Origin of the sequence: Amycolatopsis speibonae (genome assembly GCF_042647925.1) — a bacterium.
GTDB classification, from domain to species: Bacteria; Actinomycetota; Actinomycetes; order Mycobacteriales; family Pseudonocardiaceae; genus Amycolatopsis; species Amycolatopsis speibonae.
In genome coordinates, this window is sequence record NZ_JBHRWK010000014.1 from 772,230 (window position 1) to 782,855 (window position 10,626).

The 10,626-nt window shown below is 68.6% G+C and carries 11 protein-coding genes; 5 read left to right on the forward strand and 6 right to left on the reverse strand.

Annotation, left to right across the window (positions count from 1 at the left end; genetic code table 11):
• Positions 1-6: 6 nt before the first annotated feature.
• Positions 7-1,221: a cytochrome P450 gene (locus ACFOSH_RS11845; RefSeq protein ID WP_378238790.1), complete on the reverse strand. Its 1,215-nt coding sequence runs from the start codon at positions 1,219-1,221 to the stop codon at positions 7-9.
• A gap of 216 nt (positions 1,222-1,437) precedes the next feature.
• Between ACFOSH_RS11845 and ACFOSH_RS11850 the strand changes: the two genes are divergently transcribed.
• Positions 1,438-2,073, forward strand: coding sequence for a TetR/AcrR family transcriptional regulator (locus ACFOSH_RS11850; protein ID WP_378238791.1), 636 nt, complete (start codon positions 1,438-1,440; stop codon positions 2,071-2,073).
• A 121-nt stretch (positions 2,074-2,194) separates the two neighbouring features.
• On the opposite strand, the gene ACFOSH_RS11855 is transcribed toward ACFOSH_RS11850, so the two are convergent.
• The 5 genes from ACFOSH_RS11855 to ACFOSH_RS11875 are packed head-to-tail and all read right to left on the reverse strand — an operon-like array spanning position 2,195 to position 7,283.
• Positions 2,195-3,061, reverse strand: a complete 867-nt coding sequence (locus tag ACFOSH_RS11855; protein ID WP_378238793.1) for an aldehyde dehydrogenase family protein — start codon at positions 3,059-3,061, stop codon at positions 2,195-2,197.
• Positions 3,054-4,487: an aldehyde dehydrogenase family protein gene (locus ACFOSH_RS11860; protein WP_378238794.1), complete on the reverse strand. Its 1,434-nt coding sequence runs from the start codon at positions 4,485-4,487 to the stop codon at positions 3,054-3,056. Before ACFOSH_RS11860 ends, ACFOSH_RS11855 begins: the two co-directional genes overlap by 8 nt.
• A gap of 3 nt (positions 4,488-4,490) precedes the next feature.
• On the reverse strand, positions 4,491-5,465 hold the full coding sequence (gene deoC, locus ACFOSH_RS11865; protein ID WP_378238795.1) for a deoxyribose-phosphate aldolase: 975 nt from the start codon (positions 5,463-5,465) through the stop codon (positions 4,491-4,493).
• Between the two features lie 19 nt (positions 5,466-5,484).
• On the reverse strand, positions 5,485-6,648 hold the full coding sequence (locus ACFOSH_RS11870; protein WP_378238796.1) for a serine hydrolase domain-containing protein: 1,164 nt from the start codon (positions 6,646-6,648) through the stop codon (positions 5,485-5,487).
• Between the two features lie 23 nt (positions 6,649-6,671).
• The gene (locus tag ACFOSH_RS11875; protein ID WP_378238839.1) at positions 6,672-7,283 is read right to left on the reverse strand and encodes a DUF1707 SHOCT-like domain-containing protein; all 612 of its coding nucleotides are present in this window, start codon (positions 7,281-7,283) and stop codon (positions 6,672-6,674) included.
• Between the two features lie 105 nt (positions 7,284-7,388).
• Here ACFOSH_RS11875 and ACFOSH_RS11880 point away from each other — a divergent pair, with 105 nt between their 5' ends.
• From ACFOSH_RS11880 to ACFOSH_RS11895, 4 genes are all read left to right on the forward strand, one after another.
• Positions 7,389-7,832 (forward strand): protein-tyrosine phosphatase family protein, encoded by a 444-nt coding sequence (locus ACFOSH_RS11880; protein WP_378238797.1) that lies wholly within the window; start codon positions 7,389-7,391, stop codon positions 7,830-7,832.
• A gap of 18 nt (positions 7,833-7,850) precedes the next feature.
• Positions 7,851-8,474 carry a uracil phosphoribosyltransferase gene (gene upp, locus ACFOSH_RS11885; RefSeq protein WP_378238798.1) on the forward strand — a complete coding sequence of 208 codons (624 nt, stop codon included), beginning with the start codon at positions 7,851-7,853 and terminating at the stop codon, positions 8,472-8,474.
• 80 nt (positions 8,475-8,554) lie between these two features.
• Entirely contained in the window at positions 8,555-9,166 is a 612-nt protein-coding gene (locus ACFOSH_RS11890) for an RNA polymerase sigma factor (protein WP_378238799.1), read from the forward strand.
• Positions 9,163-10,452: a hypothetical protein gene (locus tag ACFOSH_RS11895; protein ID WP_378238800.1), complete on the forward strand. Its 1,290-nt coding sequence runs from the start codon at positions 9,163-9,165 to the stop codon at positions 10,450-10,452. The genes ACFOSH_RS11890 and ACFOSH_RS11895 overlap by 4 nt, the downstream gene beginning before the upstream one ends.
• The last annotated feature ends 174 nt before the right edge of the window (positions 10,453-10,626 follow it).

The window sequence follows — 10,626 nt, forward strand, 5'->3', positions numbered from 1 at the left end:
CTCCTCCTACCAGGTGACCGGGAGGGCGTGGAGGCCGTAGATCGTCGAGTCGTGCTTGAACTGCAGCTCGTCGACCGGAACGGCGACCTTGATTCCCGGCATACGACGGAACAACGTATCGAACACGATCTGGAGTTCCATCCGCGCCAGATTCTGGCCGAGGCACTGGTGCACCCCGAACCCGAACGCGACATGGTGCCGCGCGCCGCGCTCGATGTCGAAGTCGTCGGGGTTCTCGAACCCGTCCGGGTCGTGGTTGCCGGCGTTGCTCAGCCCGACGACGCCTTCACCCGCGCGGATGAGCGTGCCGCCGATCTCGACGTCCGCCGTCGCGACGCGTGAGGTCGCCGTCTCGGCGATGGTGAAGACCCGCAGGAGTTCTTCGATCGCGGCGAGGGTCTTGCCCGGGTCCGCCTTGATCTTCGCCAGCTGGTCGGGATTCTCCAGCAAGGTCACCGTGCCGAGGGAAATCATGTTCGCCGTCGTCTCGTGACCGGCGATGAGCAGCAGGAACGCCAGGCCGACGAGTTCGTCGTGGTCGGCTTCGCCGGTTTCCCGTTGTTTGAGGATCTGGCGGCCGAGGAGGTCTTCCTCGGTGGCGTTCGCTTCCTTCTTGGTGACGAGCTCGACGAGATAGCCTTCGAGTTTCTCGAAAGCCACCATTCGCTCTTCGGCGCTCACTTCCCGGCTGAGCAGCTGGGAACTGCAGCCCTGGAAGAACTCGTGATCCGAATAGGGGACACCCAGCAGTTCGCAGATCACCAGTGACGGAATCGGCAGTGAGAGCGCCTGGACGAGATCGGCGGGTTTGGGCCCGGCGAGCAGGGCGTCGATGTGTTCGTCGACGATCTGCTGGATTCGCGGCTGCAGCGCTTTCATGCGCTTGACCGTGAATTCCCCGACGACGTCACGCCGGGCCTGGCTGTGTTCCGGCGGGTCCATCGCGATGAGGGACGCGCGGAACGGCTTGTCCTCGCGCCGGATCTGGCGCTTCACCATCAGCGGAAAATCCGGATTCTGCCGGTCGGAGCTGAAATGCGGGCTGCTCAGCATTTCGCGGATGTCTTCGAGCCGGGTGAGTGCCCACGCCGTTTGCCCGGACGGGAGACCGACCCGGGAAATCGGACTTTCCGCGCGAAGCTTCTCATATTCCGGAGGCGGGGAAAACGGGCATTTGCGCATGAGCGGCAAGGTCGCGGTGGTTTCCTCGACGTCAGTCATCGGGTTTGTCCTTCCCCAGGTGTCGGGTGGGTTCGGGCGATATCGGACAGGAGGCCCCAAAACGTATGCGGATGGTTTCATTCCGCTTATGTCACCAAGGTACTCAAGTGGAGGCAGGTCGTCCACTCGCGAAGGGGTGGTTTCCCGGGAAGCGTGAGGGGCACGCCCTTACGTGCGAGAATCACTGCGCCAAAGGACCCCTGAGAGGCGAGGACCATGACAGCCGACCCCGAGACCCGCTTGCGTGCCGACGCGCGCCGGAACCGGGATCAGATCCTGGCCGCGGCGAGAACCATCTTCGCCGCGCAAGGCGCCGAGATCCCGATGGAGGAGATCGCGCGCTCGGCGGGCGTCGGCGTCGGCACCCTTTACCGGCGTTTCCCGGACCGGGACGCGCTGATCCGCGCGGTCGCCGTCGACAACTTCGATCGGGTCCTGAGGGACGCGAAGGCCGCGAAGGAGCAGGAGCCCTCGGACTGGGACGCCCTGATCCGGCTCCTGCACCAGTCGATGGAACTCCAGTTGAGCATTCAGCTCGCGATGGTGTCGCCTCGCGCGCTGGTGATCCTCAGGAGTGATCCCGCGATCAAGGCCCTGCGTGACGAGCTGCTGGTGGTGCTGAGCGGTTTCGTCCAGGGCGCGCAGGCGGAGGGCAAGCTCCGCAAGGACGTCGCCACCGGGGACGTCGCGATGTTGTTCGCGACGTTGCTGCGGCAGATGCCGGGCAAGAACGAAGAGGTCGCGCGGATGGCGATCCGGCGCTGCATCGGCATCATGATCGACGGTCTGCGGGCCGGGGATACCGAGCCGCTCCCGGGCCGGGCGCTGACCGGCTCCGACCTCGACCCCTGACGCTCTCGCTGCTTCCGGATGTCATGAAAGGGTCGTTCAGGACGTTTTTCGTCCTGAACGACCCTTTCATGACATGTGGGACTCGGTAATCCCGCCGCATTCAGAGGACTAAACGCGGACGTCAGACGCCCAGCGGGTGCCAGACGGTCTTCGCTTCCAGGTACCGCCGCAGCCGCGCGATGTCGGCGTCGGCCGTCCAGTCCGGCTCGGCGTCCGGGACGGTCAGGACGCGCTTCACGGTGCCCGCGGCGTCACGCGCCAGGTCCGCCCGCGCGGACGGCTCCGCGCCTGTCGGGTCGAGCGCGTTGACGTCGCCGTGCGAGGCCAGCCACGAGCCCAGCTCCGACGCCCGTCCGGTCAGGATGTTCGCGACCCCGCCGGGCAGGTCGGACGTCGCCAGGACCTCCGAAAGCGTGATCGCGGGCAACGGCCGCTCCGCGCTGGAGACGACCACCGCGGTCGAACCCGTCGCCAGCACCGGCGCCAGCACGCTCACCAGGCCCAGCAGCGACGACTGCTGCGGCGCCAGCACACCCACGACACCGGTCGGTTCGGGCACGGTGAAGGAGAAGTACGGGCCCGCGACGGGGTTGGCCGCGCCGAGCACGGTCGCGATCTTGTCCGTCCAGCCCGCGTACCAGACCCAGCGGTCGATCGAAGCGTCCACAAGGGACTGTGCCTTCTTCGCCGCGACGCCTTCGGAAGCGGCGACCTCCGCGACGAACTGCTCGCGGCGGCCTTCCAGCATCTCCGCGACCCGGTACAGCACCTGGCCGCGGTTGTACGCCGTCGCCGCCGACCAGCCGCCGAAAGCCTTGCGGGCGGCGGAAACCGCGTCGCGGACGTCCTTGCGGGACGCGTGCGAGGCGTTCGCCAGGAACTTGCCCTTGCTGTCGGCGACGGGGTACACGCGGCCCGACTCCGAGCGCGGGAACTTGCCGCCGATGTAGAGCTTGTAGGTCTTGGCTACCGAAATACGGTCAGACATCGAGGTAGGCCTCCAGTCCGGTGCGTCCGCCTTCGCGGCCGAAACCCGACTCCTGGTAGCCGCCGAACGGCGCGGCGGGATCGAAGCGGTTGAACGTGTTGGCCCAGACGACGCCGGCGCGGAGCTGGTTCGCCATCCACAGGATGCGCGAGCCCTTCTCGGTCCAGATACCGGCCGACAGCCCGTACGGCGTGTTGTTCGCCTTGGTGACGGCCTCGTCCGGCGTGCGGAAGGTCAGCACCGAGAGCACCGGCCCGAAGATCTCCTCGCGGGCGATGCGCATCGACTGCTGGACGTCCGAGAACACCGTGGGGGCGAAGAAGAAACCGCGTTCCGGCACCGGGCACGGGCTGGTCCAGCGCTGCGCGCCCTCGGCGTCGCCGGACTCCACCAGTCCCTTGATCTTCGCGAGCTGCTCGGCGGAGTTGATCGCGCCGATGTCGGTGTTCTTGTCCAGCGGGTCGCCCAGCCGCAGCGTCGAGACGCGGTAGCGGAGCTTTTCGAGCAGCTCCTCGGCGATGGACTCCTGCACCAGCAGACGCGAGCCCGCGCAGCAGACGTGGCCCTGGTTGAAGAAGATCCCGTTGACGATCCCCTCGACGGCCTGGTCCAGCGCGGCGTCGTCGAACACGATGTTCGCCGCCTTGCCGCCCAGTTCCAGGGTGAGCTTCTTCGAGGTGCCCGCCACCTGACGCTGGATGGCCTTGCCGACGTCGGTCGACCCGGTGAAGGCGACCTTGTTGACGTCGCCGTGGCCCACCAGCGCGGCGCCGATGTCCCCGGCGCCGGGCAGGATGTTGACCACGCCGGGCGGGAGTTCGGCCTGCTGGCAGATCTCCGCGAACACCAGCGCTGTCAGCGGGGTGGTCTCCGCGGGCTTGAGCACCACGGTGTTGCCGGTGGCCAGCGCGGGCGCGATCTTCCACGCCAGCATCAGCAGCGGGAAGTTCCAGGGGATTACCTGGCCCGCGACGCCCAGCGGCTTCGGGTTCGGGCCGTAGCCCGCGTAGTCGAGCTTGTCGGCCCAACCGGCGTGGTAGAAGAAGTGCGCGGCGGCCGTCGGCACGTCGGAATCGCGCGATTCCTTGATCGGCTTGCCGTTGTCGAGGCTCTCCAGGACAGCCAGCTCCCGCGAACGCTCCTGGATCAGGCGCGCGATGCGGAACAGGTACTTGGCGCGTTCCGAGCCCGGCATCTTGGACCAGACATTGTTGTACGCCTTGCGCGCGGCCTTCACCGCGATGTCCACATCGGACACCGACGCGGTGCCGACCTCGGCGAGCACCTCTTCGGTGGCCGGGTTGATCGTCTTGAGCGGCTCACCCGAGCCGTCGACGAATTCGCCGTTCACGAACGGCCGGTAGTGCGGTTTGAGGTTCGCGAGGTCGCGCGATTCGGGCGCGGGCGCGTACTCGAAGATGCCCATGGATCAGTCCACCGTCACGTAGTCGGGGCCGCTGTAGTGGCCGTCGGCCTGGGTGCGGCGCTGCAGCAGGAGGTCGTTGAGCAGGCTGGACGCCCCGAAACGGAACAGATCCGGGGTCAGCCACTGCTCGCCGGCGACCTCGTGCACCGCGACCAGGTACTTGATCGCGTCCTTGGTCGTCCGGATGCCACCGGCGGGTTTGACGCCGCGCAGTTCCCCGGTCTGGACGAACCAGTCGCGGACGGCCTGCAGCATGACGTGGGTGACCGGCAGCGTCGCGGCGGGCGAGACCTTGCCGGTGGAGGTCTTGATGAAGTCGCCGCCTGCCAGCAGCGCGAGCCAGGAGGCGCGGCGGACGTTGTCGTAGGTGACGAGTTCGCCGGTCTCCAGGATGACCTTGAGGTGAGCGCTGCCACAGGCGGCCTTGATCGCCTGGATCTCCTCGAAGACCTCCAGGTAGCGGCCTTCCAGGAACGCGCCGCGATCGATCACCATGTCGATCTCGGCGGCTCCGGCGTCGACGGCGATCTTGGTGTCGGCCAGCTTGATCTCACGGCTCGTGCGCCCGGCGGGGAAGCCGGTGGCGACACTCGCGACGTGGATGCCGGTGCCGCGAAGCGCCTCGACAGCCGTCTCGACCATGTCCGGGTACACGCACACGGCCGCCACCCGCGGGGTGTCCGGGCGTTCCGGGTCCGGCCGCTTGGCCTTCGCCGCGAGCGCGCGGACCTTGCCCTGGGTGTCGGCGCCTTCGAGGGTCGTCAGGTCGACCATCGAAATGGCGGTGTCGATCGCCCAGAGCTTGGCGGCCTTCTTGATGCTGCGCGTGCCGAGGCCCGCCGCCCGCTGCTCGACGCCGACCTGGTCGACACCAGGCAGCCCGTGCAGGAACCGGCGCAGGCTCGCCTCGTCGCGAGTCGCGTCCGTCAGTGGCGCCGGGGTCCCCGGCGCCACTGACGAGCTGGTCGTAGCTGTCATACGGGTGAGTGTAAGCGGCCTACAAGCTGGGCACCGGGGCCTGGGCGGCGGCCTTGGCCGAGGGCACCGCCGGGGCGCAGAACTCGGTGACCATCGGCAGCTGGCGTTTGAGCGCGGCGTCCGGCGACGCGGTGAGGTCCACCGTGGCCATCGTGGAGATGTTCTTGCCGGACTCGTCGTGGAAGCTGAGGGTGTTGTACCCCGGCAGGTCGCCGCCGTGCCCCCAGATGACGTGGTCCTCCGCGCAGCCGCCCGCGGTCTTGAGGTTCAGCTTCATCAGGCCGAGGCCGTACTCGAGGGCGCCGCCCGCCGGGACCGTCTTCTTCATCTGGGTGAGGAGGTCGGCGGGCAGCAGACGGCCACCCAGCAGGGCCTCGAAGAACCGGTTGAGGTCCTTGCCCGAAGAGACGACGCCTCCCGCGCCGAAGTAGCGCGAGTAGTTGTAGGTGGTGACGTCGGTGAGGCCGCGCGGAGCGTCGTACAGCTGCTCGTAGCCGCGGGCGGCCGCGCCGATCAGGAAGGGGAAGTCGCGCGGCAGCGAGGTGTCGCGCAGGTGCAGCGGCCCGGTGATGCGTTCGGCCAGCACACGTTCCAACGGCTTCCTGGTGGTCTTCTCGACCAGCAGGCCGAGGACGTTGTAGCCGGTGTTGGAGTAGGCCCAGCTCGTCCCGGGCTTGAACTGAAGCAGCTGCTTCGTCACGCTCAGGCGGATTTCGTCGTCGCTGTCGAAGTGCTCGAAGCGTTCGGTGTCGATCTCCGGTCCGGACGCCCAGGAGTCCTCGGGGAGCAGGTCACGCGGCAGGCCGCTGGTGTGCTGCAGCAGCTGGCGGACGGTGATCGGCTCGGGATACGGCAGCAGGCCGGGCAGGTAGCGCTGCACGGATTCGTCCAGCCCGACGCGCTTTTCGGCCACGAGCTGCAGGACGAGAGTCGCGACGAACACCTTGGAGACGCTCGCCACCCGCCAGCGTCCCGAGGCGTCGGGTTTGCCGGGCCGTTCGATGTTCGCGACGCCACTGGCGCCACGGAAGTCATCGGCGACGGCGACCATCCCCGGAATGCCCGCGGCGACAGCCGCGTCCATCGCGGTCTGGCGCGGATCGGCCTTCCCGGCGGCCGCCGCCGGGAAGGCGGTGGCGGAAAGCAGTGCGGCACAAGCGATGGCGACGAAACTTCGGCGCATCAGATGGTCCCCCGGATGTGTGGTCAGCCTTCGATTTCAGGTACGTCTTTCCGGCGTGGCTTCCGCTTCACGACGACGCCGCCCCAGAACGCCAAGCCGTTGATCTTCACCGTCGGCGCTGTCGGCGGCGCGGGCGGCGCGCCGCTGCGGTCCTCCAGCTCGAAGGCGCCCATGAAGCCGATTCCGGTGACGTCGACGTTGATGTCGTCGGGCACGATGATGTCGATCCCGCCCATGATCGCGACCGCGGTGATCGTCGTGTGCTTCTCGGCGAACCGCGCGTTTCGCAGGTCGAGGTCGGCGCCGCCCCAGAACGCGAAACTGTTGTGCTGCGGCGGGACGACCCAGCTGCCCTTGCGCGACACGCCGGACATGACGGCGATCGAGGCGCCCGAGCCCGGGTGCCCGCCGATGCGGTCGTCGGGCAGGCCCAGCGCCCGCGAGGTCGCCGGTTCGATCGCCGATCGTGCCTGCTGCGGCAGATCCGCGGTGACCGGTTTCAGGTCCCCGACGGTCTTGGCCGCGTATACGATGGTGAGCCGTTCTTCCAGCTCGTTGATGGTGATGCGCCCTTCGGACATCGCCGCGTGCAGCACCTGCGCGACCTGCTCGCGGTCGGCGTCGGAGATGCGCATCTGTTCGGGTCCTGGCAAGGCCGGCTCTTCGCTCACCCGCAGAAGCCTAGCGCTGGTGGGAGAGCCGGACGTCCAACTTATGGCCGACAGTGGCATTCTCGCGTGATGGGGAACTCACTACCCGACGCCTTGGAGCTGCCGGACGGGGTGAAGGTACGGGGACGGGGCCTGGGTCGGCCCTGGCCAGACGGGCCTTCACCGGATTTCGGGCTGTATCTCGGCGGCGCGAAGCTGCGCCGGAAGCACGACCACAAAATGGACTGGGAGCGGGCGTGGATCCGCTGGCCAGACTTCCTGCTGCCGACGGACTGGGCGGACGCGCGGCGGCGGATCGTGGACCTGCACGAGCGCGCGGCGGCGGGGGAAAGTGTCGAGGTCGCCTGTCACGGCGGTGTCGGGCGGACCGGGACCGTGTTGTCCTGTCTGGCCACGCTCGGCGGGCTGACCGCCGACGAAGCCGTGGCGTGGGCGCGGGCGAACCACGACAAGCGTTCGGTGGAGACGCCGTGGCAGCGCCGCTGGGTCGGCTGGTTCGCGCGGCAGGCCTGAGGAGATAAATTGACGGGCATGGATGTGCACGTCGTTGATCACCCGCTGGCCAAGGCCAGGCTCTCCACCATGCGCGACGCGCGCACCGACAGCGCCGCCTTCCGCGCGGCGCTGCACGAACTGACGGTCATGCTGGTCTACGAAGCCACCCGCGCCATGCCTGTGCGCATCGAGCGGATCCACACGCCGGTCGCGCGCACCGACGGCTACGCGCTGGCGAGCCCGCCGCTGCTGGTGCCGGTGCTGCGGGCCGGGCTGGGGATGGCGGACCAGGCGCACAAGCTGATCCCGGACGCCCAAATGGGCTTCGTCGGGCTCGCCCGCGACGAGGAGACGCTCAAGCCGACGCCGTATCTCGAATCGCTGCCCGAATCGCTCGCCGACCGGCCGGTGCTGGTGCTCGACCCGATGCTGGCGACAGGTGGGTCGATGGAGTACACGATCCGGTTGCTCACCGACCGGGGCGCCACCGACGTCACCGCGATCTGCGCGCTGGCGGCTCCCGAAGGCATCGAGCACCTGGAGAAGACCGGGCTGCCGCTGCGCGTGGTGACCGCGAGCATCGACGAGCGGCTGAACGACTCCGGCTTCATCGTGCCCGGTCTCGGGGACGCGGGGGACCGGCAATACGGCGCGGTCTGACCCCCTCCGGATCGCGTTTAGCGGGCTAAACGCGATCCGGTGCCCGGGTGTCGCAACATCTCGCCGGGTGCCGGTCACTGATGGACGTGACCAGAACAGCGACCGGATCGGCGGGGGTGCCGGTGGATTCGTCCGGACCTCCTCCCGACAGGAGCGACACGGAGCTTTGGCACGCGGCCGCGGGCGGTGATCACGGGGCGTTCACCGAGCTCTTCGAACGCCATGCCCAAGCGGTGTGGAACCACGCGTACCGGCTGACGGGGTCGTGGGCGTCGGCGGAAGACCTGACGTCGACGACCTTCCTCACCGCTTGGCGGCGCAGGGCGGACATCACGCTCATCCGCGACAGCGCGCTGCCGTGGCTGTACACCGTCGCGGGGAATCTCGCGCGCAGTGAACATCGCAGCTCGGGGCGGCGGCTCCGGCTCGTCCGGCGGCTGCCGGAGCCCCGGTCGGTGTCCGACCACGCCGAAACCGTCGTCGACCAGCTCGACGGTGAAGAGCGTCTCCGGAGAGTGCTCGCGTTGGTCGCGAAGCTGCCGAAGTCACAACGCCAGGCCGTCGAACTCTGTCTGCTCGGGGATCTCTCCCTCCCGGACGCCGCCGAACTGCTCGGCGTCGCCGAGGTGACCGTTCGCGCCCACATCTCGCGGGCCCGCGCGCAGCTGCGGGTCGCCCTGGAGGAGAAATGACCGACGACCTCGGCCTGCCCGACAGGCGTGAACTCCCTCCGGAAGTGCTGGACAACCTGCGGATGTCGCTGCGGGAGGGGATGGGAAAACCCGTGCGGCGCCGATGGCCGATCGTCGCCGCCGCGGCCGCCGTCGTCGGAGTCCTCGTGGGCGCACTGGTCGCGACCGTGCTCGTCCGGGAGCCGGACGGGCCGGGCCCGGCCGTCGCGTCGGACCCTGACTTCGCCCTCGACCTGCCGAAGGCGATCCCGGCCTTGGACAGGTGCTGGGCGGCGATCCAGAGGCAGAACCGGACAGCGGACTTTCCCGCCCGTGACGAATGGGTGCCGCAGTTCACCGTCGCTCCATACTGGACGTCCGTCACCGTCGTCGCGGTGAAAACGGGAGACAAGGTCTTCTTCTGCGAGACCACGGTGACCACGGTGACCGTCTCCGATCCCGGTGCCGCCCCGTCCTACGCCACGGGTACCAAGACCGCCGCCTTGCTGACGAGCCGCTCCGGGACGGTGGCGGGGGTGGCGGACCCCGGCTGGGAGAAAATGGTGATCTTCTCCCGGACCGCGGACTCGACCGGCTCGACCGACGTGAACGTCTTCGGGAACGGGAACCTGTTCGTGATGATTTCGCAGAGCATCCCTTCGCGGACGACGTACTCGGTCGGGCCGTACCCCGGGGCGCCGGGTGACGGGAGCGGTGCCGGGCCGTACGGCCTTCGGCCCGCGCCCGACCCGGCCGTGACGGACATCGATCGCGTCCCGCCCTCGGTGCCGGCCCGGGACACGCCGGCGGGGGAGTTCTTCACCACTTGCGTGCGGGGGGCGACCGAACCGCTGCCCGACGAGGACAGTTACGAGGTCGGCACGCTACTCGAAGGCGATGACGTCAAGGTGGTCGTCGCCCGGTTCGGCGACCGGTTCGTGGTCTGCCAGGGCGGGCTCGGCTATCACGACGGGAAGAGCGAGTACTACCGCCTCTTCCCCGAACTGGGTGCCCAGGCCGACCCCCGAGCGGTGCGCGACCTGTTCACCGAAACACTCGGCGGCGCCGAACAGGGCGGGTCCGGCCGTTCGAAGACCCCGTTCATCGGGGTCGTGCCCGAGGCCGCGGCCAAGGTGAAGCTCGACTTCGGGGCGGGGAAGAAGGTCGAGGCGGCGGTCGTCGGGGGGACGTTCGCGGTGTGGCGACCGGAAGGCGTCAACGCGGCCGGGCCGGACGCGCGGGTGGGCATCGTCGTCCTCGACGCTGGGGGGAAGACGCTGCACGACGGCACTCTGCCGCTCTCGTGAGATCGCGTTTAGCCCGCTAAACGCGATCCGGTACCCGGTGGGCGAGGTAGTGAAGGCCTCCTTCGCAACCCTGAGAGGCTGTTGCGTTTTGGGGCGACCTGCTGGTGATGATTTTGGTGTGGGCTGGTGATGCTGGGAGAATCCTGGTGTGGCTATGGGTTTTCGTCCGGTGGA